The following is a 21976-nucleotide window of genomic DNA, read 5'->3' as shown; positions in this document are numbered from 1 at the left end:
GGACTCCTCGCGGGCAGGAAGGTCATACCTTCTGCCGCATTTAAAGTCAATAAGACTGACCTATAATGTCGTGGCGAAGAAAAAGGGCCGGAAGTTTCCCTCCGGCCCGCGCGATGGATGGTGGGTTGGCACCGAGCCTGCGCTTATCCCTTAAGCGCCTTGTTCAGATACTCGTCCACCTTTTCGAGATAGCCCATCGTGGTCAGCCATTTCTGGTCCGGCCCGACAAGAAGCGCCAGGTCCTTGGTCATGTAGCCGTCTTCCACCGCGTCGACGGTCACCTTCTCCAGCGTGGTGGCGAAGCGCATCAGCGCCTCGTTGTTGTCGAGCTTGGCACGGTGCTTCAGGCCTCCGGTCCAGGCGTAGATCGAGGCGATGGAGTTGGTCGAGGTCTGCTTGCCCTTCTGGTGCTCGCGGTAGTGGCGGGTCACGGTGCCGTGGGCGGCTTCCGCTTCCACGATCTTGCCATCGGGCGTCATCAGCACGGAGGTCATCAGGCCCAGCGAGCCGAAGCCCTGCGCCACGATGTCGGACTGCACGTCGCCGTCATAGTTCTTGCAGGCCCAGACATAGCCGCCCGACCATTTCAGCGCCGAGGCCACCATGTCGTCGATCAGCCGGTGTTCGTAGGTCAGGCCGCGCTTCTTGAACTCCTCGGCGAATTCCGCGTCGAAGACCTGCTGGAAGATGTCCTTGAAGCGCCCGTCATAGGCCTTGAGGATGGTGTTCTTGGTGCTGAGGTAGACCGGCACGTTCCGCACCAGGCCATAGTTCAGCGAGGCGCGGGCGAAGTCGGTGATGCTGTCGTCGAGGTTGTACATCCCCATGTAGACCCCGGCGGAGGGGGCGGAGTAGACGTCGCGCTCGATCACCGTGCCGTCGTCGCCGACGTATTTCATCGTGAGCTTGCCCTTGCCCGGGAAGCGGAAGTCGGTCGCGCGGTACTGGTCGCCAAAGGCGTGGCGGCCGACGACGATGGGCTGGGTCCAGTGCGGCACCAGGCGGGGGACGTTCTTGCAGATGATCGGCTCGCGGAAGATCACGCCGCCCAGGATGTTGCGGATCGTGCCGTTCGGCGATTTCCACATCTGCTTCAGGCCGAATTCCTCGACCCGCTGCTCGTCCGGGGTGATCGTCGCGCATTTGACGCCGACGCCGTATTTCTGGATCGCATGGGCCGCGTCGACGGTGATCTTGTCCTCGGTCCGGTCACGCTCCTCGATCCCGAGGTCGTAGTATTTCAGGTCGATGTCGAGGTAGGGCAGGATCAGCTTCTTCTTGATGAAGTCCCAGATGATCCGGGTCATCTCGTCGCCGTCGAGTTCGACAACGGGGTTGGCTACCTTGATCTTCGACATGGGTCACTCCGGTCAGGGGATTCGGTTGCGGGCTGCATAGCGGAAAAGCATAGGCTTGGGAAGGGCGGTATGCGATTGTATACCGTACTGGTTGATGCGGTCGCCGAGCTACCGGGAATATTCGACAATGTCGAAGTCAGAGAGTGTTCCCATCCCGTTCCCGCCTTCCGGCAGAACGTAGCCGACCACGGTCATCCCGCCGCCGATCTGCTTTTCGATCTGGACGATGACGACCTTGGTCTTGCTGCCATTGGCGTTTTTCACGACGGCGAGCGCCGGCAGACCGGGCGTCGCCACGACCTCGGATTGGCCTTGGCCTGCCGCGAACACCGCGTTGCAGTAGTTCACGTCATCCAGTGTCGCGACACGCTCTTCGATCACCGGGATGGCTCTCCAGTCTTCGATGTCGAATGGGGGGTAGCAGGGTTCCATGTCAGCAGTCTTTCTTGGCCGCAAACCAGGCGAATGCGCGGGATCGGACCCACTCCCACAATCCCGGCGCGCCTTTGGCGATCTTCACGCCGACCCGCGCTTCCAGCTGGGCGAAGGTCACGTCATAGGTCTTCCAGGTCCCGCCGCCGGACATCAGGTTGGCCATCACCGGCTGCACGCGGTCGAGCGATTTTGCGAAGCGGGCGTCGGGGGTCTCGGCGGCCTCGAACTCCTCCCAGAGCGCGCGAAGATCATCGCGCAGGTCATCGGGAAGCAGGCCGAAAATCCGGTCGGCGGCTTTCGCCTCGGCGGCCTGTGTCTCGGTGCTGGAATGCGCGGTGCCGTTCTGCGAATGGATCGGCACGTCGCCGACGTCGATCTCCACCAGGTCGTGGATCAAGAGCATGCGGATCACCCGGTTGATGTCCACCCCCGGCGCGGCCTGGTCGGCCAGCACCAGCGCGTAAAGCGCCAGATGCCAGGAATGCTCGCCGGAGTTTTCGGGGCGCGAGCCGTCGACCAGCGTCGTCGCGCGCAGGATGGATTTCAGCCGGTCGGCCTCGTTCAGGAAGGCGAACTGGCGCTCAAGCCGGTTGCTCAATGGCCCATGCCGCCCATGTCGATCGGGGCTTCCGGTGCTTCCTGGATCTCGCCGCGTTTCGCGGCCAGCGCCTGCTCCAGGAAGACCCGGCCCCGACGCTCGGCCAGCCGCACCCGCACCGAGGTGATATAGGCCTCCTGGAAGGTCGGCGAGGCTGCCATCAGCACCTTGGCGACCTTCTCGTAGAAGCGGTCGTCCTCAAGCTCCACCTCGGCGGCGAGCACGTCCTCGGCCAGCTGGTCGGCCATTTCCTGCAGGGTCGCCATCAGCGTGTCGCCTCGGTCATCCTCCGGCGGACATAGTCGGAAACCGTCTGGATCATCGGCTTCATATGCGCCTCTTCGTCCTTGAAGAAGTGGTCCGCGCCCTCGATCTCGGTGTGGGTGATGGTGATCCCCTTCTGCTCGTGCAGCTTGCCGACCAGCGTCTTGGTGTCTTTCGGCGGGGCCACCTTGTCGGCGGTGCCGTTGATGATCAGGCCCGAGGACGGGCAGGGGGCGAGGAAGGAGAAGTCGTAGAGGTTGGCGGGCGGGGCGACCGAGACGAAGCCGGTAATTTCCGGCCGCCGCATCAGAAGCTGCATGCCGATCCAGGCGCCGAAGCTGAAGCCTGCGACCCAGCACTGCTTGGAGTTCTGGTTCATCGCCTGGAGGTAGTCGAGCGCGCTGGCGGCATCGCTGAGCTCGCCGATCCCCTGGTCATATTCGCCCTGCGACCTTCCGACGCCGCGGAAGTTGAAGCGCAGCACGGTAAAGCCCAGATTGTAGAAGGCGTAATGCAGGTTGTAGACGACCTTGTTGTTCATCGTTCCGCCATAGGCGGGGTGCGGATGCAGTACGATGGCAATCGGGGCGTCGCGGTCCTTTTGCGGATGGTAGCGGCCCTCAAGGCGTCCATCGGGGCCGGCGAAGATGACTTCGGGCATTGCTTACTTCTCATGCGGGAGCGATTTCTTGACGCTTTCGCTCGGCTAAACTAGAACCGTTCTAAAGTGGGCCGGAACCGATCCCGGCCGACTTTTCGGGGCTTGACTGAGGTAATGCCGCCTGCGCGCGGCGTCAATGCGGTTGCGATTCCCCGAAGCCGGGGGCAGGAGGGTGGCATGAAGCTTTCGACCAAGGGACGCTACGCGATGGTGGCACTGGCCGACCTGGCGCTGGCCGAGGCGAAATCGGGCGGCGACGACCTGGTCTCGCTGGCCGCGATCTCGAAGCGGCAGGACATCAGCCTGCCCTACCTGGAGCAGTTGTTCGTCAAGCTGCGCCGTGCGGGGCTGGTCGAGGCGGTGCGTGGCCCGGGCGGCGGCTACAAGCTGGCGCGGTCGCCGGACCAGATCCGCATTTCCGACGTCATGCAGGCGGTGGAGGAAACCGTCGATGCCATGCACACCGGGGCAGGGGCGAGCGGGGCCGTTTCGGGCAGCCGGGCGCAGTCCCTGACCAACCGGCTGTGGGAAAGCCTGTCGGCCAATGTCTATGTCTTCCTGCATCAAGTGCGGCTTTCGGACGTGGTGAAGAACGACCTGACCCCATGCCCTGCGGTGCCCTCGCTGTTCCGCGTGGTGGATGAGGAATGACGAGGCTCTACCTCGACTGGAACGCGACGACCGCGCTGCGCCCCGAGGCGAAGGCGGCGATGGTCGCGGCGATGGAGGTGGTGGGCAACCCGTCCTCGGTCCATGCCGAGGGGCGGGCGGCGAAGGCGCTGATGGAACGGAGCCGTGCGAAGATCGCGGCGGCGCTGGGGGCCGAAGGGGCGGACATCGTCTTTACCAGCGGCGCGACCGAGGCGGCGGCGCTGGCCTGTGCAGGGCGCGGCCTCGCCTGCGCAGGCGTGGAGCATGATGCGGTGGCGGCCTGGTGCGAGGCGAGCCTTCCAGTCGACGAGCAGGGCAGGGTGGCAGTGGCCGATCCCGCCCGGACCGCGCTGCAACTGGCGAACAGCGAAACCGGAGTGATGCAGGATCTGCCGCAGGGTCTTGCGGTCAGCGACCTGACACAAGCCTTCGGCAAGGTGCCCTTCGCCTTCAACTGGCTGGGCTGCGAGATGGGGCTCATCTCGGCGCACAAGCTGGGCGGGCCGAAGGGGATTGGCGCCTTGGTGGTGCGGCAGGGCATCGAAGTGCCGCCGCAGCTGAAAGGTGGCGGGCAGGAGATGGGGCGCCGGGCGGGGACCGAGAACCTGATCGGCATCGCCGGGTTCGCCGCCGCCGCCGAGGCCGCCGCGCGCGATCTGGCGAATGGGGTCTGGGACGAAGTCGCCGAACTTAGAAATATTCTAGAATCGCAGTTGTCGGCTGCGGCAATTGAGACTATTTCCGTCGGGAATGGTTCGCCTAGATTGCCGAACACCCTTTGCCTGATCGCGCCCGGCTGGAAGGGCGAGACGCAGGTGATGGCGATGGATCTTGCCGGGTTTGCGGTGTCCGCAGGCTCGGCCTGTTCCTCGGGCAAGGTGCGGGCCAGCCGTGTCCTGACCGCGATGGGCTACAGCGAAGCCCTGGCCGGGCAGGCGATCCGGGTCTCGATCGGGCCCGGGGTGAGACAAGACGACGTGCTGCGGTTCGGGAGCGCCTGGACCGCCGCCTATGCCAAGGCCCGCGCGCGGGCTGCCTGAAAGGAAACGCCGATGACCGCGATTCTCGAAACCACCCCGGATGTCCGCGACGGCGTCGACCGCGAGACGATCGAGACCGTGCAGGCGATGGCCGGCAAGTACAAATACGGCTGGGAAACCGAGATCGAGACGGAATATGCCCCGAAGGGCCTGTCCGAAGACATCGTCCGCCTGATCAGCCAGAAGAACGGCGAGCCGGAGTGGCTGCTGGACTGGCGTCTGGCGGCCTACCAGCGCTGGCTGAAGATGGAAGAGCCCCGCTGGGCAATGCTGAACTACCCCGAGATCGACTATCAGGACCAGTATTACTACGCCAAGCCGAAGAGCATGGCGAAAAAGCCGAAGTCCCTGGACGAGGTAGATCCCAAGCTGCTGGCGACCTATGCGAAGCTTGGGATTCCCTTGAAGGAACAGATGCTTCTGGCCGGTGTTGAAGGTGAGGCGGAACCGCGCAAAGTGGCGGTGGACGCGGTCTTTGACAGCGTTTCGGTGGGGACGACCTTCAAGGCGGAACTGGCCAAGGCCGGGGTGATCTTCTGCTCCATCTCCGAGGCCGTGCGCGAACATCCCGAGCTGGTGAAGCAGTATCTGGGTTCGGTGGTGCCGCCGACCGACAACTTCTTTGCTACCCTCAACTCCGCCGTCTTCTCGGACGGTTCCTTCGTCTACATCCCCAAGGGCGTGCGCTGCCCGATGGAGCTGTCGACCTATTTCCGCATCAACGCCGAAAACACCGGCCAGTTCGAACGCACGCTGATCGTCTGCGACGAGGGTGCCTATGTCAGCTACCTGGAAGGCTGCACCGCGCCGAAGCGCGACACCAACCAGCTGCACGCGGCGGTGGTGGAGATCGTGATCCTGAAGGATGCCGAGGTGAAATATTCCACGGTGCAGAACTGGTATCCGGGCGACGAGAACGGGGTTGGTGGGATCTACAACTTCGTGACGAAGCGCGCCGATTGCCGGGGCGATAGGGCCAAGGTGATGTGGACCCAGGTTGAGACCGGGTCGGCGATCACCTGGAAATACCCGTCCTGCATCCTGCGCGGCGACGATGCGCAGGGCGAGTTCTATTCGATCGCCATCGCCAACAACGCCCAGCAGGCCGATACCGGGACCAAGATGGTCCATCTGGGCAAGCGCACCAAGTCGCGGATCGTGTCCAAGGGGATCAGCGCGGGCCGGGCGCAGAACACCTATCGCGGGCTGGTCAGCATGCATCCGAAGGCCAAGGACAGCCGCAACTACACCCAGTGCGACAGTTTGCTGATCGGCGACAAATGCGGCGCGCATACCGTGCCTTACATCGAAGTGCGCAACAATTCCTCGCGCGTGGAGCATGAGGCGACCACGTCCAAGGTGGATGACGACCAGCTGTTCTATTGCCGCTCGCGCGGGATGGACGAGGAAGAGGCGGTCGCCCTGGTGGTGAACGGCTTCTGCAAGGAGGTCCTGCAGGCCCTGCCGATGGAATTCGCGATGGAGGCGCAGAGCCTGGTCGCGATTTCGCTGGAAGGCTCGGTCGGGTGATGGAGGGTCGGGCAGAGGCTGAGGCTGTGCAGGCCAAAGCCCCAGTGGCGGCACGTCCCCAAGGGACGGGCCGGAAGGTGCTGTTCTCGGCAATGAAGAACGAAGCACCCTTCCTTCTCGAATGGATCGCCTACCACAAGGCCATTGGCTTCGATGAGATCGTCATCTGTTCCAACCCTTCAAACGACGGAACAGAGGAATTGCTGGTGGCGCTGGGAGAGGCGGCGCAAGTTACGCATATTCGGAGCCTGCCGGTTCACGGGCGATCCGCACAACAGCTTGCTTCGATCGCATTCTCGCAACAGTGCGGATATCGGGATGGCGATTGGTATCTTTGGCTTGATGCGGATGAGTTTCTGAACGTTCACACGGGTGATCGCACCGTAGGCGCCTTGGTAGCTGCCATTGGAAGCCAGCAGTGTGCCTTGGTCAACTGGCGCATCTTCGGCGCAAATGGGAACGAAACGTTTCCCGGTCGTTTCGTAAGTGCCGATTTCGTTGGTGCATCGGCAGAAGGCTTTGCCGGAAATGACCAGGTGAAGACCCTATACCACCATTCAAAGAACTTCCGTGGCTTTGCACGTTTCGGAATCCATCGCCCGCTTGTAGCCCGCAATACTGATCTGCGACTTGATGACGTCTTGGTCGGCACTGGCGCCACCGCAAGCGACGCTTACAGGATGCATTTGCGTTGGTTGAAAGGTGTGGATTCGGGCGGGACCGCGCGGGTCGCCGATGGAGAACTTGGTTGGGCGCTTGCCCAGATCAATCACTACATGGTGCGGACCCCGGATTTCTTCGCTCTGAAGCGCAATCGCGGTCGCGGTTACAAGCCTGACGCCGTGGGTGGCGCGAACCTGCGGCATACACCCGAGTTCTTCGAGACAAATGACCGCAACGAGGCGGAGGACCGGACGATTCTGCATTGGCAGGATGCCGTCACCGCGGGGATCGAGCGGCTATTGGCCAATCCGGCGGTCGCGGCAGCCTCTGCTCGATCCGCCATGCTTGTGAAGGACATCATGGCCAACCCCGAATCCCCGTCCGCACCCGCAGTAGCGGAGCCTGCCGACGATCCGGCCAAACCGTCCGAACCCGTTTTCGAACTGACCTTCCCGGCAGCCGAAAGCGCATATGTCCGGGAGACCTATCCAAAGGCTCGCGTCATCCTGGAATATGGCAGTGGCGGCTCCACCGTACTCGCAGCGGAAGCCGGATGCCGGGTCATGAGCGTTGAAAGCGACAGGGCTTGGGCGGAACGTCTGGCAGACCATCTTGCGGCGATCTCCTCCCGTGCGTCTGTTCACCATGCCGACATCGGCCCGACCGGCGCTTGGGGCACGCCATTGAAAGCCAACGCTTACGCCAAGTTCCCGTCCTACGCCCTGTCCGTCTGGGATCGCCCGGACTTCGAGGAGCCCGATCTCGTGCTGATCGACGGTCGCTTCCGCGCCTCCTGCCTTGTCGCAGTCCTGCTACGTGCCAAGCGCCCTACTACGGTGCTTTTCGATGACTATGCCAAGCGGCGCTACTACCACGGCGTCGAGCGCCTGGCCCGCAAGGAAGAAATGGTCGGCCGCATGGCCCGCTTTACCGTCACCCCCGGCGCGATCCCGCCCGAGATGGTCACCCAGGCCATCGGCTGGTTCACTGATCCGCGCTGACGACAAAGGAAAAAACATGCTTGAAATCAACAATCTGCACGTCAAACTTGAGGAAGAGGACAAGGTGATCCTCCGCGGCGTCGATCTGAAGATCGGCGCGGGCGAGGTGCATGCGATCATGGGGCCGAACGGGTCGGGCAAGTCGACACTCAGCTATGTCCTGTCCGGCCGCGACGGCTATGAGGTGACGGAAGGCTCGGCGACGCTGGACGGCAAGGAACTGCTGGAAATGGAGCCGGAAGAGCGTGCGGCGGCGGGCCTCTTCCTGGCCTTCCAGTATCCGGTGGAGATTCCCGGCGTCGGCAACATGACCTTCCTGCGGACGGCGGTGAACGCGCAGCGGAAGGCGCGCGGTGAAGAAGAACTCAGCGCGGGCGATTTCCTGAAACTCGTGCGGGCGAAGGCCAAGACGCTGAAGATCGACGCCGAGATGCTGAAGCGCCCGGTCAACGTGGGCTTTTCCGGCGGCGAGAAGAAGCGCAACGAAATCCTGCAGATGGCGATGCTGGAACCCCGGATGTGCATCCTGGACGAAACCGATTCGGGGTTGGACGTCGACGCGATGAAGCTTGTCGCCGATGGGGTCAATGCGCTCCGTAGCGAAGGCCGGTCCTTCCTGGTGATCACCCATTACCAGCGGCTTCTGGACCATATCAAGCCGGACGTGGTGCACATCATGGCGGCGGGCCGGATCGTGAAGACCGGCGGGCCGGAGCTGGCGCTGGAGGTCGAGACCAACGGCTATGCCGACATCCTGAACGAGGTGGGCTGATGGCACTGCCGAAGACGAAGGAAGACGCGCTGGCGGCGCGTCTTGCGGCCCTTCCTGCCGTTTCGGGCAAGGGCTGGCTGGTGGGCGCGCGGACCGAGGCTCTGACCCGGCTGACCGCGATGGGCCTGCCCGCGCGGCGTGATGAATACTGGCGCTACACCGACCCGGCGAGCCTGAACGCCCCGGAGGCCCCGGTCGCGCATCGCTTCGATGCCAGCGACGAGGCCGCGCCCTTCGACGGCATGGACCGGCTGAAGATCGTCTTCGTCGATGGGGTTTTCGACCCGGCGGCCTCGGACGACCTGACGCTCTCCGGCGTGACCATCGAACGGCTGGCAGAGGCCGGGGCGAAGGACATCCACTGGGCGCAGGGCTTGTACGGTGTGCTGGAAGCGCGCGGCCAGTCCCCGGTCGCGCGGCCCTTCGCGGCGTTGAACACCGCCCATGCGACGGATGGCGTGCTGATCCATGTCACTGGCAGGGCGACGAAACCCGTGTCGCTGATTTATGTCCACGACTCAGAGACTTCGGACGCGATCCTGCACCACTGCGTGAAGCTGGAGCCGGGGGCGGAGCTGACGCTGCTGGAAAACGGCCCCGCCGCCGCGCGCTTCTCCAAGGTGCTGGAGGTCGAGGTGGCAGACGGCGCCAGCTTCCACCATATCCGCTTGCAGGGCCGCGACCATGAACGCCGCGCGGTGACGCATGTCTTCGCCCGCCTTGGGGCGAAGTCCGAGCTGCGGTCCTTTACGCTGACTGCCAACGGCCGCCTGACCCGCAACGAGGCGGTGGTCGAGCTGACCGGCGACGAGGGCCGCGCGCATCTGGCCGGGGCCACCGTCGGTGACGGCGAGTTCCATCACGACGACACGGTTTTCATCACTCATGCCGCCGTTGCCTGCGAAAGCCGGCAGGTGTTCAAGAAGGTGCTGATGAACGGCGCGACGGGAGTATTCCAGGGCAAGATCCTGGTGAAGCCCGGCGCGCAGAAGACCGATGGCTACCAGATCAGCCAGTCGCTGCTGCTGGACGAGGACAGCCAGTTCCTCGCCAAGCCCGAGCTGGAAATCTACGCCGATGACGTGAAGTGCAGCCACGGCTCCACCTCCGGCGCCATCGACGAGACCGCGCTCTTCTACCTGCAATCGCGCGGGGTGCCCCGGCGGACGGCGCAGGCGCTGCTGGTCCTCGCCTTCCTTGCCGAAGCCATCCAGGAGATCGCCGACGAGGAGTTCGCCGAGGACATCCGCGCCCGGCTGGAACGCTGGCTGGCGCGGCACGGGACGAAGGGGTGAGTCTGGGGGCATGAGCGTCACCACCGACCTTGTCGCCACCTGGGCGCGACCGCGCGCCATCCTGCGCCAGCACCTTGCGCGCGGGGTGTCCGAGCCGTTTGCGCTGTCGTTCCTGCTGATCTTCCTGGCGCTGGCCTTCGTCGGACAATGGCCTGTCGCCGCGCGCGAGGCGTTCCTTTCCGGTGAACCTTCGGCGACGCCCCGCATCATGGCGCGGGCCTTTGCCGTGCTGGCGACCATTCCGGTCTGGTACGGGCTGGCCGCACTCGGCCACCTGGCGGCGCGGGCGATGGGCGGGCAGGGCACATGGTACGGCGCGCGGATCGCGCTCTTCTGGGCGCTGGCCTGCATCGGGCCGCTGATGCTTCTGCAAGGCCTGGTCGCTGGGATGATCGGGCCCGGCCCGGGCCTGACCGCCGTGACGCTGCTGGCGGGGGTGGCGTTCCTCTGGCTCTGGGCCACGCTTCTGCACGAGGCCGAGCACGGATGACGCTTTCCCACCGCATTGGCGCTTTGGCGCAACTGACGCTGCAAGAGCCCCGGCAGGCCGCCCGCGTGCTTCTGGCCGAGGACGTGCCGATCCGCGCGCGGACGGCGGGGCTGCTGCTGGTCGCGGTCGTCTCGTCGCTGCTGGCCAGCCTTCAGGTCGGCTCGGACCTTGGCGGACTTGACCCGTTCAGCCGTTTCATGCTGGCCAGCCCCTTCCGCGCGGCGGTCTTCCAGTGGCTGTTCCTGGCGCTGACCGTTGTGCTGGTTCACCGTGTCGGGCGGGCCTTCGGCGGACACGGCAGCTTCCCCGATGCGCTGCTGGTCGTGGTCTGGCTGCAACTGCTGATGCTGGCGCTGCAGGTCGTGCAGCTGGTGGCGACGCTGATCGCCCCGCCCTTGGCCGGGATCATCGGCCTTGCCGGCTTTGCGCTTTTCGTCTGGCTGATGACTGTCTTCACCGCCGAACTGCACGGCTTCCGCTCACGCGGGAAGGTGCTTCTGGGGCTGGTGCTGACCGGGCTTGCCGCCGGACTGATCCTTGGCACCGCGACTGTCCTGATCCTCGGCCCGGAGGCCTTTGCCGATGTATGACGTCCAGAAGATCCGCGCCGATTTCCCGATCCTTGGCCGTCAGGTGAACGGCAAGCCGCTGGTCTACCTCGACAACGGCGCCTCGGCGCAGAAGCCGCAAGTGGTGATCGATGCCATCACCCGCGGCTATTCCGAGGAATATGCCAACGTCCACCGCGGCCTGCATTTCCTGTCGAACCTCGCGACCGAGAAATACGAATCCACCCGATCCGTGATCGCCCGCTTCCTGAACGCCGCGTCCGAGGCGGAGATCGTCTTCACCACCGGCGCGACCGAGGGCATCAACCTTGTCTCCTACGCCTGGGCCGCCCCGCGCCTGCAACCCGGCGACGAGATCGTGCTGTCGATCATGGAGCATCACGCCAACATCGTGCCCTGGCATTTCCTGCGCGAACGGCAGGGGGTGGTGCTGAAATGGGTGGAGGTGGACGCGATCGGCGATCTTGACCCGCAGGCGGTGCTGGATGCGATCGGGCCGAAGACGAAGCTGGTGGCCGTGACGCATATGTCGAACGTGCTGGGCACCGTGGTCGATGTGGCCGCGATCTGCCGGGGCGCGCGGGAAAAGGGCGTGCCGGTGCTGGTCGACGGCTCGCAGGCCGCCGTCCATATGCCCGTCGACGTACAGGCCATCGGCTGCGATTTCTACGCGATCACCGGGCACAAGCTCTACGGCCCCTCGGGGTCCGGCGGCATCTACATCCGCGCCGAACGCCAGGCCGAGATGCGGCCCTTCCTGGGCGGCGGCGACATGATCCGCGAGGTCACGCGCGACACCGTCACCTGGAACGACCCGCCGATGAAGTTCGAGGCCGGAACCCCCGGCATCGTCCAACAAATCGGGCTTGGCGTGGCGCTCGACTATCTGATGGGCCTCGGCATGGCGAATGTCGCGGCGCATGAACGCACCCTGCGGGACTATGCCCGCGACCGGCTCAAGGGTCTCAACTGGCTGACGGTGCAGGGGAATTCGGCGGGGAAGGGGGCGATCTTCTCCTTCACCATGCAGGGCGCGGCCCATGCGCATGACATCTCCACCATCCTTGACAAGCGCGGCATCGCCGTCCGCGCCGGCACCCATTGCGCCATGCCGCTGCTGGCGCAGTACGGGATCACCGCTTCCTGCCGGGCCTCTTTCGGGCTCTACAACACCCCTGGGGAAGTTGACGCCCTGATCAGCGCGCTGGAGCTGGCGCACGATCTCTTCGCCTGACGCGCTTCCGGCATTGAAACCCCCGCGGCCTTCGGCTAAGGACAGCCGCAGGCACCCATAGCTCAGCTGGATAGAGCGTTGCCCTCCGAAGGCAAAGGTCGCACGTTCGAATCGTGCTGGGTGCGCCAGCCCCTCCCGCCCGCTCCGACCCGTCGCTGGTCCATCGCCGGGCCTGCCTGACCCTGGACGAATCCTTGCCGCCACTGGCCCGCATCGCCGCCGGTCTTGCCCTCGGAACCCTGGGCGGGTTCACTTTCTACGCCCTCTCGCTGCCCCTGCCCTGGATGCTCGGCGCACTTTTCGTTACCATGACCGCAGCCGTCGCAGGCCTGCCGGTCCTTGGGCCGATGCGCCTGCGACCCGCCATCGTCGCGGTGATCGGCGTGCTCCTAGGCTCACGCTTCACCCCCGCCGTCATCGGCCAGGCGGGCGAGGCGCTGGTGACGATCTCGATCCTGATCGTCTACCTTGCTGCCGTCGCCGCCGTGGTCGTGCCCTGGTATCGCTTCGTCGCAAGGCAGGACTGGACCACCGCCTATTTCGCGGGAATGCCCGGCGGCCTGTCCGAGATGGTGGAGCTTGGCGAGGCCAAGGGCGCCGACGTGCCCGCCATCGTGCTGGCCCATTCCCTGCGCATCGTTCTGACCATCGGGCTGATGGCGGTGCTCTTCCGTCTTGTCCTTGGCTATAACGTGGGGGCGGCGGGCGGCGCGGTCGCCGGGACGGCGCTCGAGGTGCAGGACGCGGCCATCCTCGTCGCCTGCGCCGTGCTGGGGGCCGTCCTTGGCCCAAGGCTGCACCTGCCCGCGCCGACCTTCCTCGGCCCCTTGATCCTGTCGGCGGCGATCCACATGGCCGGGATCACCGAAAGCGCACCGCCCGGCATGCTGATCAACGCGGCGCAGGTGGCGCTTGGCACCATCCTCGGCTGCCGCTTCCTTGGCATCGACACGCGGATGCTGTTCCGCGCCGGGCTCTACAGCCTCGGGGCCACCGCGCTGACCCTTTGCCTCGCGCTTCTCGGCGCTTTCACCCTGCAGGCCGCCGCCGGTGTGGCCATCGACCAGGCGATGCTCGCGCTCGCGCCGGGAGGGCTGACCGAGATGGGCCTCATCGCGCTGGCCATCCACGCCGACGTGGCCTTCGTGGCCCTGCACCATGTCGTGCGCATCCTGGTGGTGATCGTTCTCGCGCCAATCCTGGTGCGGCTCGTCCAGCGCTAAAGCTGCGTCGCATCCTGCAGGCGCACCCCTTTCAGCCCGGCCCGAACCAGCGCGTCGCGCAGCACCCGGTCGCAGAACACGTCCATCGAATAGGGTGAGGCGAAGATATGCGCCCGGCCCACCACCTCGGGCCGGAACCGCAGCGCAGCCCCGCCCGACCGGCTGTAGTACTTGCCGTTCACATAGTCGCCGGTCTTGATCCTCAGCCGCGAACCCGCCTCGTCCAGCGCGTCCAGCTCGCGCACCACGTTGCAAAGGTGAAGCTGCGGCCCCGGCGTCCCGTCCCACAGGGTAAAGTCGCAGGCGGCAAAGGCGAAGGCCTCCGGGTCGACCGCCTGGAACACCTGCTTCAGCGGTTCGGAGATGATCCACAGCGACGCCAGCATCTCGAAGTCACGCGGCAACCCGTTGGTCTTGCCGCCCTTCGGCTCGTGCACCAGATGCGGTCGTTCGGGGTATTGGTCGGGATCGCCGTTCGGCGGCTCGATGGTGTAGGAGCCGGGCCGCCGCAGCCGGTCCCGATTGGCGAAGTCGATCTTCGGGAAACCGCCCGCGGGCCAGAAGCTTGGCCCGATCAGGAAGTATCGGCCCTTCTCCCGGCGCTCGGCCTCGGTCCAGGGTTCGGAAAAGGGGTGGCGGTCTTCTGTCATGGGGGCACCTCGCCGCCGGTCTGGCGCAGGCGGGGCAGGGCGGCAAGGCAGGAATTCCTGCGCCATCATCCTTGCCTTCTTGCAAATGCTTCTCATTTACATTCTACTCGTCGCAACCCAAGGAGCGCCCATGCGCCTTCGCCGCCGTGCCCTGCTGATCGCCAGCCTTCTCGCCTTGCCGTTTGCCGCGCAGGCGCAGGACCGGCTCAAGGTCGTCACCACCTTCACCGTGATCGCCGACATGGCGCGCAACGTGGCGGGCGAGGGGGTCGATGTCGTCTCCGTCACCAAGCCGGGCGCGGAAATCCACGGCTACGAGCCCACCCCGCAGGACATCGTCGCCGCCTCCGACGCCGACCTGATCCTGTGGAACGGCCTCGGCCTCGAACGCTGGTTCGAGCAGTTCCTGGCGAACCTGGGCGAGGTGCCCTCGGCCACGCTGACCGACGGAATCGCGCCGATCTCGATCACCGGCGGCGATTATGACGGCAAACCCAACCCCCATGCCTGGATGAGCCTGTCGAACGCCGCGATCTACGTCGACAACATCGCGGCCGCGCTCTCCGCCGCCGATCCCGCCAATGCCGCGACCTATGCCGCCAATGCCGAGGCCTACAAGGCGACGCTCGCCGCCGCGCTCGACCCGCTGAAAGCCGAGATCGCCGCCCTGCCGGAAGGCCACCGCTGGCTCGCCACCTGCGAGGGTGCGTTCAGCTACCTGGCCCGCGACCTCGGCCTGTCGGAACTCTATCTCTGGCCGATCAACGCCGACCAGCAGGGCAGCCCCCGCCAGGTCCAGGCGGTGATCGACGGCGTGCGCGAACACCGGATCCCGGCGGTCTTCTGCGAAAGCACGGTCTCCTCGAAACCCGCCGAACAGGTCGCCCGCGAGACCGGCGCGGCCTTCGGAGGCATCCTTTACGTCGACAGCCTGTCCGAGCCCGACGGCCCGGTCCCGACCTATCTCGACCTCCTGAAAGTCACCACCGAAACCATCGCCAAGGGCCTTGCGCCGGCAAATTGAGGGCGCCCCATGCGCGACACCCCGACCACCGAGGGCATCTTTGCCGAAGGCGTCACCGTCACCTACAGGAACGGGTTGACCGCCCTCACCGACGCCAGCTTCCAGATCCCCACCGGCACCATCACCGCGCTCGTCGGCGTGAACGGGGCGGGCAAATCCACCCTCTTCAAGGCGATCATGGGCTTCGTCCCCGTCGCGCGCGGCACCATCCGCCTGCTCGGGATGCCGGTCCGCGAGGCGCTGCGCCGGAACCTCGTGGCCTATGTCCCCCAGGCCGAGGAGGTGGACTGGTCCTTCCCGGTGCTGGTGGAAGACGTGGTGATGATGGGCCGCTACGGCCATATGGGGATGCTCCGCCGCCCCTCCGCCACCGACCGCGCCAAGGTGGACGAAGCGCTCGCCCGCGTCGGCCTGACCGACCTCCGCCACCGCCAGATCGGAGAACTCTCCGGCGGCCAGAAGAAGCGCGTCTTCCTCGCCCGGGCGCTGGCGCAGGAGGGCCGGATCATCCTTCTCGACGAGCCCTTCACCGGCGTCGACGTGAAGACCGAGGAGCAGATCATCGCCCTTCTCCGCAGCCTCCGCGACGAGGGCCATGTGATGCTGGTCTCCACCCACAACCTCGGCTCGGTCCCCGACTTCTGCGACCGCACCGTGCTGGTCAAGGGCACCGTCCTCGCCTATGGCCCTACGGAAACCACCTTCACCCGCGCGAACCTGGAACGCGCCTTCGGCGGCGTCTTGCGCCACTTCACCCTCGGCGGCCCCGACCTGCACGAGGACGACGACGCCCGCGAGATCTCCATCCTCACCGACGACGAACGCCCCTTTGTGCACTACGGCCGGAAGGGCGACGAATGACCTTTGCCTTTCACATTTGCCCAAATATCCCCGCCGGAGGCAATCATCCGAGCCGTTTTGCGTTCTTCACGCAAAACGGCGAGACAAAAGACTTGCGCGCCAGCGCTCGATTCGAAACCCGCCCGAACCCGCTCAGCGCCGACGCTGACACCCGCACCTGCCGCCCCGTCCGACTCTTCGGCGCCAACGCATCCTGTTCCGCGCCTCCCTCCCCCCTCCGTGGGGGAGGGCCGGGGTGGGGGGGTATGTGGCCAAGGAAGCGCCCCCATGCTTGAACCCTTCGCCTACGGCTACATGACCAACGCCATGTGGGTCTCCGCCCTCGTCGGCGGCGTCTGCGGCTTCCTCTCCGCCTATCTCATGCTGAAAGGCTGGTCCCTCATCGGCGACGCGCTCTCGCATTCCGTCGTCCCCGGCGTGGCGGGGGCCTATATCCTCGGCCTCCCCTTCGCCCTCGGCGCCTTCCTCTCCGGCGGCCTCGCCGCTGCCGCCATGCTGGTCCTCTCCAACCGCACGGGCCTCAAGACCGACACCGTGATCGGCCTGATCTTCACCAGCTTCTTCGGCCTCGGCCTGTTCCTGATCTCGATCTACCCGACCTCCGTCTCGATCCAGACCATCACGATGGGCAACATCCTCGCCATCTCCCCCGGCGACACCTTGCAACTCGTCATCATCGGCGGGGTCTCCGCCGCCGTGCTCCTCCTCCTCTGGAAGGACCTGATGGTCACCTTCTTCGACGAGGCGCATGCCCGCACCATCGGTCTCAAGCCCGACCTCCTGAAAGTGGTCTTCTTCACCCTCCTCTCCGCCTCGACCGTCGCCGCGATGCAGACCGTGGGGGCCTTCCTCGTCGTCGCGATGGTCGTCACGCCGGGGGCCACCGCTTACCTCCTGACCGACCGCTTTCCCCGGCTCCTGGCCCTCGCCGCCAGCATCGGCGCCGCCAGCGGCTTCGCCGGAGCCTATCTCAGCTATTTCCTCGACGGCGCCACCGGCGGCATCATCGTCCTCCTGCAGACCACGCTCTTCGCCCTGGCCTTCGTCTTCGCCCCGAAACACGGGATACTCGCCGCAAAACTGAGGGCGCGGGCATGATCGACGCGCTGCTGCAACCCTTCCAGTTCCCGTTCATGCAGAACGCCTTCTGGATCGCGCTGATCGTCGCCCCGCCCTGTGCGCTCCTCTCCTGCTTCCTGGTCCTGAAGGGCTGGGCGCTGATGGGCGACGCCGTCAGCCACGCCGTCCTGCCCGGCATCGTGCTGGCCTATATGGCGGGCGCGCCCCTGCTGGTCGGGGCCTTCGTCGCGGGCCTCGGCTCGGCGCTCCTGACCGGCTACCTGGCCGACAACAGCCGGATCAAGCGCGACACGGTGATGGGCGTGGTCTTCTCGGCCATGTTCGCCAGCGGAGTGGTGCTGATCACCGCCTTCCCGACCGACATCCACCTCGACCACATCCTCTTCGGCAACATGCTGGGCGTGGGGCAGGGGGACCTGATCACCGCCGCCCTCATCGCCCTGCCCGTCACCCTGATCCTCACCCTGAATTGGCGCGACCTGATGCTGCACGCCTTCGACCCGGCGCAGGCGCAGGTCTCGGGCCTGCCGGTGAAGCTCCTGCACTACGGCCTTCTCGCCATCCTCGCGCTGACCATCGTCGCCACGCTGTCCTCGGTCGGACTGATCCTCGCCATCGGCCTCCTGATCGCGCCCGGGGCCATCGCCTTCCTGACCACCCGCAGCTTCGGCGCCATGCTGATCACCGCCACGCTGGTCTGCCTTCTCGCCATGCTCACCGGGCTCTGGGCCAGCTTCCACCTCGACTCGGCCCCCGCGCCGACGATCATCCTGATCCTCACCGCGACGTTCCTTGCGGCCTTCCTGCGCCGGGTGATCCAGACCCGGCGCGCCTGAACCGGCTTTACGCGACGCGGCCAAGCCCTTACCGATGGGCCATGACCCAAGGCCCGACCGCCCTGACCGATGCCATCGACGCAAGCCTGGCCCGGATCGCCAGCGCGCCGCCCGGCCCGGCGCGGCTCGCGGCGCAGCTGCGCCAACTGGCGAAATGGCGTTCGATCGTGCTGGCGAACACGCTGGCCGCAAGGGGCAGGGCCGAGGTCGCCGCCGGACCCTTCGCCGGCATGTCCTACCCGGTCCCCGCCTCGGAAGGCGGTCGCGCGGCCCGGCTTCTGGGCTGCTACGAGGCCTCGCTGCACCCCGTGATCGAGACGGTCATCGCCCGCGCCTATCCACAGATCCTAGATATCGGCTGCGCCGAAGGCTACTACGCCGTCGGCCTTGCCCGCCGGATGCCGCAGGCGACCGTCCATGCCCGCGACAGCGATCCGCGCGCCCGCGACCTCTGCGCTGATCTCGCCCGCGCGAACGGCGTCGAGGCGCAAGTCGTCATCGGCCCCGAGGTCACGCATCAGGACCTCGCGCTCTGCGCCGCCGCCCCGACCTTCCTTCTCTGCGATATCGAGGGTGCCGAGGACCGCTTGCTTGATCCCGCCAGCGCCCCGGCCCTGACCGAGGCCGACATCCTCGTCGAGGTGCATGAAGCCCTGCGCCCCGGCCTCCTTGCCACGCTGACGCAGCGTTTCGCACCCACGCACCGCGTGACCCGGATCGACCGCGCCCTCCGCCCCGATCTCCTGCCCGACTGGAGCGAGGCGCTCTCCGACCTCGACCGCCTGCTCCTGCTCTGGGAATGGCGGGCGACACCGACCCCCTGGCTCTGGATGGAACGCCGCTGATGCCTGCAACGACTGCCGCAATCTGGTATGCCTCCGATGGCTTCGACCCGACGAAGAAAGGTATCAACGGTCGCCGCGTCGCGGGGGAAAGCTTCCTGCGCGGCTTCTTCGCGCACGGCGATGTCACGGAATTCGTCTCGCTGGCCCATACCCAGGCGGACCATGCCGCCTTCGCCGACCTTGCGCACGGCATGGGCGTGACCCGCCCCCTGCGCGCCGTCCGGCTGGACGCGCCACAGGCGCTTGCCCCGGTCGATGTCGTGCAATACCCTGCGCCCCTTGTCTCGACCGAGCTTTGGCGTCGCGCCCCGTACGGTGCGGCGGCCTGGGCGCTTTGCGGCATCACCCACACCACCGCCACACGCAACGTGATGCAGGCGCTCTTCGACCTGCGCTCCGCCCCGCAGATGCCCTGGGACGCGATGATCTGCACGTCGCGCTCCGTGCAGGCCTCGGTCCGCCGGTTGATGGAACTGGCCGAGGCGCATCTCTCCCAACGTTTCCCCGGCGCCGTCCTGCCCGCCCGCCCGCTGCTGCCGGTGATCCCGCTCGGGGTCGACTGCGCCGCGTTCCAGCCCGACCCGGCGCTTGGCGAGGGCCTGCGCGCCCGCATCGGCGCCGCCCCGGGCGATCTGGTCGCCGTCACCATTGCGCGGCTGACCCCGGACGAGAAGTTCGACCCGCTGCCGCTCTTCCTCGCGATGGAGCTTGCCGCGACCGCGTTGCGCGCGGATGGCACCAGACTGCACCTCGTCTTCTGCGGCCAGTTCTCCGAACCGTTCTGGCAGGCGACCTATGCCACCGCCGCCGCCCGGCTGATGCCCTCCTGCAGCTACCATGTCCTCGACGGGGCCAACGCGGACGACCGCAAGGCCACGCTTTCGGGCGGCGATGTCTTCGTCTTTCCCATCGACAACCTGCAGGAAACCTTCGGCCTGGCGCCGATCGAGGCGATGGCGGCGGGCCTGCCGGTCATCGTCTCGGACTGGGACGGGATGAAGGACACCGTCACGCCGGACGTGGGCTTCCGCATCCCGACCGAACTGCCGCGCGGCGGGCTGTCGACCTATGTCAGCCATCGCTACCTCGGCGGGACCGACAATTATCTGCAGTACCTCAGCCAGATCTCCTCGATGACCCCGCTGGATGTCCGGGCGATGGCCGAAGCCCTTGGGACGCTGGCCCGCGACCCCGCCCTGCGCGCGCGGATGGGGGCTGCCGCGCGCGACCGGGTGCGGCGGCTCTTCGACTGGTCGGCGGTGATCCCGCAGATGCAGGCGCTCTGGGGTGAACAGGCGGCGATGCTGGCGCATGCCCGCGCGAAAGGCGGCCCGGCCATCGCCCGGCGCGACCCCGGCCGCATCCCTGTCGGTCCCGCCGTCGACCAGATGTTCGCGGCCTATCCGACCCGCTTTGCCCCCGCCGACCGCCGCCTCGCCGCCACGTCCGCCCCGGACCGCCCCTCGGCGACCGAGACCTTCACGCTTCGGAACTACGCCGCCCGCCGCCGCCTGCTGGAAGACCCCGCCCGGATCGAGACGGTGCTTGCCGCCTATGCTGCGACCGGCGCCAATGGCGCGACCGAGGCCGAGATCGCCGCCGCCACCCGACTGCCCGCCGCGACGATCGCGCGCGTCTCGCTCTGGCTCTTCAAGTACCACTACCTGCAGCAGGTGCCCGCATGACCCGTTCGATCCTGATCACCGGCGCCGGGGCGGGCATCGGCCGCGCCACCGCCCGCCTGTTCCTCGCCGAAGGCTGGGAGGTCACGCTCCTCGGCCGCCGCCGCGCCGCGCTGGAGGAAACCGCAGGCGCGCACAAGGCCCGTATCCTGACTGCCGACGTGGGCGACCCGGCCCAGGTCGATGCGGCCTTTGCCGAGCTTCCCCGCCTCGACGTTCTCTTCAACAACGCCGGCATCTCCGCCCCCGCCGCGCCGATCGACGAAATCCCGGTGGAGACCTGGCTGGACCTCAGCCGCACCAACATCACCGGCATGTTCCTCTGCGCCCGCGCCGCCTTCGGCCTGATGCGCCGCCAGTCGCCGCAGGGGGGCCGGATCATCAACAACGGCTCGATCTCGGCCCATGTGCCGCGCCCCGGCAGCACCCCCTACACCATGTCGAAACATGCCGTGACCGGCCTGACCCGCACCCTTGGCCTCGATGGCCGCGCCTTCGACATCGCCTGTGCGCAGATCGACATCGGCAATGCCCTGACCGACATGGCCGCCGCCTTCACCAAGGGCGTGCCCCAGGCCGATGGCGCGACGCGGGTGGAGCCGGTGATGGATGTGGATCACGTCGCCCGCATGGTCCTGCACATGGCGAGCCTGCCCCTGGACGTGAACACGCCCTTCGTGACGATCATGGCCCGCGACATGCCCTATATCGGGCGCGGCTAGTCGAACTGCGCCGGAAGCTCGCGCAGAAGACCCATCACCCGCTTGTCCTGCAGCGCGTAGAAGATCGCCTTGCCCTCGCGCCGCGTGCTGACCAGCCCCTCCAGCCGCAACCGGGCAAGCTGCTGGCTGACGGCGGCCTGGCGCTGGCCCAGAAGCCCTTCCAGCTCGGTTACCGATTTCTCGCCCGCTGCAAGGTGGCACAGGATCATCAGTCGGCCTTCGTGGCTCATCGCCTTGAAAAAACTGGCAATTCCATCGGCCCGACTCGCCATCCAGGTGGCAATGTCCTGATCCTCGCCTGCCGAAAGCCCGTCGGGGCCAGGGCGCGGATTGACACGATCCATCTTCATCACTCGGTCCTGCACAACTTCACATTGCAGGCTGATACCATGTTTCCCGGCCCGTCACGACAGGCACTTGCCGTGCCCGCCGCCACCGGGCAAGGTTCCGCCGAACGCCGGGGCCACCCTGCGCCCCCGGGGCGCATACCCC

Annotated in this window: 24 protein-coding genes and 1 tRNA gene; 18 read left to right on the top strand and 7 right to left on the bottom strand. The window is 66.5% G+C overall.

All coding sequences use genetic code 11. The features are described 5' to 3' along the window. Positions 1 to 143: 143 nt before the first annotated feature. From ACE3P6_RS10455 to ACE3P6_RS10435, 5 genes are all read right to left on the bottom strand, one after another. Positions 144 to 1358 carry an NADP-dependent isocitrate dehydrogenase gene (locus tag ACE3P6_RS10455; protein ID WP_374394580.1) on the bottom strand — a complete coding sequence of 405 codons (1215 nt, stop codon included), beginning with the start codon at positions 1356 to 1358 and terminating at the stop codon, positions 144 to 146. 108 nt (positions 1359 to 1466) lie between these two features. Then, positions 1467 to 1790, bottom strand: coding sequence for a hypothetical protein (locus tag ACE3P6_RS10450; RefSeq protein WP_374394578.1), 324 nt, complete (start codon positions 1788 to 1790; stop codon positions 1467 to 1469). A 1-nt stretch (position 1791) separates the two neighbouring features. Next, positions 1792 to 2391, bottom strand: a complete 600-nt coding sequence (locus ACE3P6_RS10445) for an HD family hydrolase (protein WP_374394577.1) — start codon at positions 2389 to 2391, stop codon at positions 1792 to 1794. Continuing rightward, positions 2388 to 2657 carry a hypothetical protein gene (locus ACE3P6_RS10440; RefSeq protein WP_374373714.1) on the bottom strand — a complete coding sequence of 90 codons (270 nt, stop codon included), beginning with the start codon at positions 2655 to 2657 and terminating at the stop codon, positions 2388 to 2390. Before ACE3P6_RS10440 ends, ACE3P6_RS10445 begins: the two co-directional genes overlap by 4 nt. Next, positions 2657 to 3316: an alpha/beta hydrolase gene (locus ACE3P6_RS10435; RefSeq protein WP_305545666.1), complete on the bottom strand. Its 660-nt coding sequence runs from the start codon at positions 3314 to 3316 to the stop codon at positions 2657 to 2659. The genes ACE3P6_RS10440 and ACE3P6_RS10435 overlap by 1 nt, the downstream gene beginning before the upstream one ends. A 177-nt stretch (positions 3317 to 3493) precedes the next feature. On the opposite strand from ACE3P6_RS10435, the gene ACE3P6_RS10430 reads away from it, so the two are divergent. The 11 genes from ACE3P6_RS10430 to ACE3P6_RS10380 all read left to right on the top strand — a co-directional run bounded on the left by ACE3P6_RS10430 (position 3494) and on the right by ACE3P6_RS10380 (position 13784). After that, positions 3494 to 3967, top strand: a complete 474-nt coding sequence (locus tag ACE3P6_RS10430) for an Rrf2 family transcriptional regulator (protein ID WP_374394575.1) — start codon at positions 3494 to 3496, stop codon at positions 3965 to 3967. Further along, positions 3964 to 5007, top strand: coding sequence for a cysteine desulfurase family protein (locus ACE3P6_RS10425; RefSeq protein WP_374394572.1), 1044 nt, complete (start codon positions 3964 to 3966; stop codon positions 5005 to 5007). Before ACE3P6_RS10430 ends, ACE3P6_RS10425 begins: the two co-directional genes overlap by 4 nt. 12 nt (positions 5008 to 5019) lie before the next feature. Next, positions 5020 to 6537, top strand: a complete 1518-nt coding sequence (gene sufB / locus ACE3P6_RS10420; RefSeq protein ID WP_374394570.1) for a Fe-S cluster assembly protein SufB — start codon at positions 5020 to 5022, stop codon at positions 6535 to 6537. A 92-nt stretch (positions 6538 to 6629) separates the two neighbouring features. Further along, positions 6630 to 8201, top strand: a complete 1572-nt coding sequence (locus tag ACE3P6_RS10415) for a glycosyltransferase family 2 protein (protein ID WP_374394568.1) — start codon at positions 6630 to 6632, stop codon at positions 8199 to 8201. A 16-nt stretch (positions 8202 to 8217) separates the two neighbouring features. Beyond that, positions 8218 to 8973, top strand: coding sequence for a Fe-S cluster assembly ATPase SufC (gene sufC / locus ACE3P6_RS10410; protein ID WP_374394567.1), 756 nt, complete (start codon positions 8218 to 8220; stop codon positions 8971 to 8973). Further along, entirely contained in the window at positions 8973 to 10268 is a 1296-nt protein-coding gene (gene sufD, locus ACE3P6_RS10405) for a Fe-S cluster assembly protein SufD (protein ID WP_374394565.1), read from the top strand. Before sufC ends, sufD begins: the two co-directional genes overlap by 1 nt. Positions 10269 to 10278: 10 nt before the next feature. Further along, positions 10279 to 10758, top strand: coding sequence for a YIP1 family protein (locus tag ACE3P6_RS10400; protein ID WP_374394563.1), 480 nt, complete (start codon positions 10279 to 10281; stop codon positions 10756 to 10758). Beyond that, complete coding sequence (locus ACE3P6_RS10395; protein WP_374394561.1) at positions 10755 to 11348, top strand: YIP1 family protein; 594 nt, start codon at positions 10755 to 10757, stop codon at positions 11346 to 11348. Before ACE3P6_RS10400 ends, ACE3P6_RS10395 begins: the two co-directional genes overlap by 4 nt. Continuing rightward, a complete protein-coding gene (locus ACE3P6_RS10390; RefSeq protein ID WP_374394559.1) occupies positions 11341 to 12561 on the top strand; it encodes a cysteine desulfurase in 1221 nt (406 codons plus the stop codon). Before ACE3P6_RS10395 ends, ACE3P6_RS10390 begins: the two co-directional genes overlap by 8 nt. A gap of 51 nt (positions 12562 to 12612) precedes the next feature. Then, positions 12613 to 12689 (top strand) — tRNA-Arg (locus ACE3P6_RS10385). Then, positions 12675 to 13784, top strand: coding sequence for an AbrB family transcriptional regulator (locus tag ACE3P6_RS10380; protein WP_374394557.1), 1110 nt, complete (start codon positions 12675 to 12677; stop codon positions 13782 to 13784). The genes ACE3P6_RS10385 and ACE3P6_RS10380 overlap by 15 nt, the downstream gene beginning before the upstream one ends. Here the strand turns inward: ACE3P6_RS10380 and ACE3P6_RS10375 are convergent. Then, complete coding sequence (locus ACE3P6_RS10375; protein WP_374394556.1) at positions 13781 to 14434, bottom strand: imm11 family protein; 654 nt, start codon at positions 14432 to 14434, stop codon at positions 13781 to 13783. The genes ACE3P6_RS10380 and ACE3P6_RS10375 overlap by 4 nt on opposite strands. A gap of 130 nt (positions 14435 to 14564) precedes the next feature. Between ACE3P6_RS10375 and ACE3P6_RS10370 the strand changes: the two genes are divergently transcribed. From ACE3P6_RS10370 to ACE3P6_RS10340, 7 genes are all read left to right on the top strand, one after another. Continuing rightward, the gene (locus ACE3P6_RS10370; protein WP_374394554.1) at positions 14565 to 15458 is read left to right on the top strand and encodes a metal ABC transporter substrate-binding protein; all 894 of its coding nucleotides are present in this window, start codon (positions 14565 to 14567) and stop codon (positions 15456 to 15458) included. A 9-nt stretch (positions 15459 to 15467) separates the two neighbouring features. Continuing rightward, complete coding sequence (locus ACE3P6_RS10365; protein WP_374394552.1) at positions 15468 to 16319, top strand: manganese/iron ABC transporter ATP-binding protein; 852 nt, start codon at positions 15468 to 15470, stop codon at positions 16317 to 16319. Between the two features lie 267 nt (positions 16320 to 16586). After that, on the top strand, positions 16587 to 17417 hold the full coding sequence (locus tag ACE3P6_RS10360) for a metal ABC transporter permease (RefSeq protein ID WP_374394551.1): 831 nt from the start codon (positions 16587 to 16589) through the stop codon (positions 17415 to 17417). Continuing rightward, positions 17414 to 18235 (top strand): metal ABC transporter permease, encoded by an 822-nt coding sequence (locus tag ACE3P6_RS10355; RefSeq protein ID WP_374394549.1) that lies wholly within the window; start codon positions 17414 to 17416, stop codon positions 18233 to 18235. The genes ACE3P6_RS10360 and ACE3P6_RS10355 overlap by 4 nt, the downstream gene beginning before the upstream one ends. Positions 18236 to 18276: 41 nt before the next feature. After that, on the top strand, positions 18277 to 19080 hold the full coding sequence (locus ACE3P6_RS10350) for a methyltransferase (RefSeq protein ID WP_374394548.1): 804 nt from the start codon (positions 18277 to 18279) through the stop codon (positions 19078 to 19080). Then, the gene (locus tag ACE3P6_RS10345) at positions 19080 to 20765 is read left to right on the top strand and encodes a glycosyltransferase family 4 protein (RefSeq protein ID WP_374394546.1); all 1686 of its coding nucleotides are present in this window, start codon (positions 19080 to 19082) and stop codon (positions 20763 to 20765) included. Before ACE3P6_RS10350 ends, ACE3P6_RS10345 begins: the two co-directional genes overlap by 1 nt. Then, entirely contained in the window at positions 20762 to 21484 is a 723-nt protein-coding gene (locus ACE3P6_RS10340) for an SDR family oxidoreductase (RefSeq protein ID WP_374394543.1), read from the top strand. Before ACE3P6_RS10345 ends, ACE3P6_RS10340 begins: the two co-directional genes overlap by 4 nt. On the opposite strand, the gene ACE3P6_RS10335 is transcribed toward ACE3P6_RS10340, so the two are convergent. Further along, complete coding sequence (locus ACE3P6_RS10335) at positions 21481 to 21756, bottom strand: ArsR/SmtB family transcription factor (protein ID WP_374394811.1); 276 nt, start codon at positions 21754 to 21756, stop codon at positions 21481 to 21483. The genes ACE3P6_RS10340 and ACE3P6_RS10335 overlap by 4 nt on opposite strands. Between the last annotated feature and the right edge of the window lie 220 nt (positions 21757 to 21976).

The organism is Tabrizicola sp., assembly GCF_041911175.1.
GTDB lineage: Bacteria > Pseudomonadota > Alphaproteobacteria > Rhodobacterales > Rhodobacteraceae > Tabrizicola.
The sequence above is the reverse complement of the archived record's forward strand: the minus strand, read 5'-3'. Positions and strand labels throughout refer to the sequence as shown.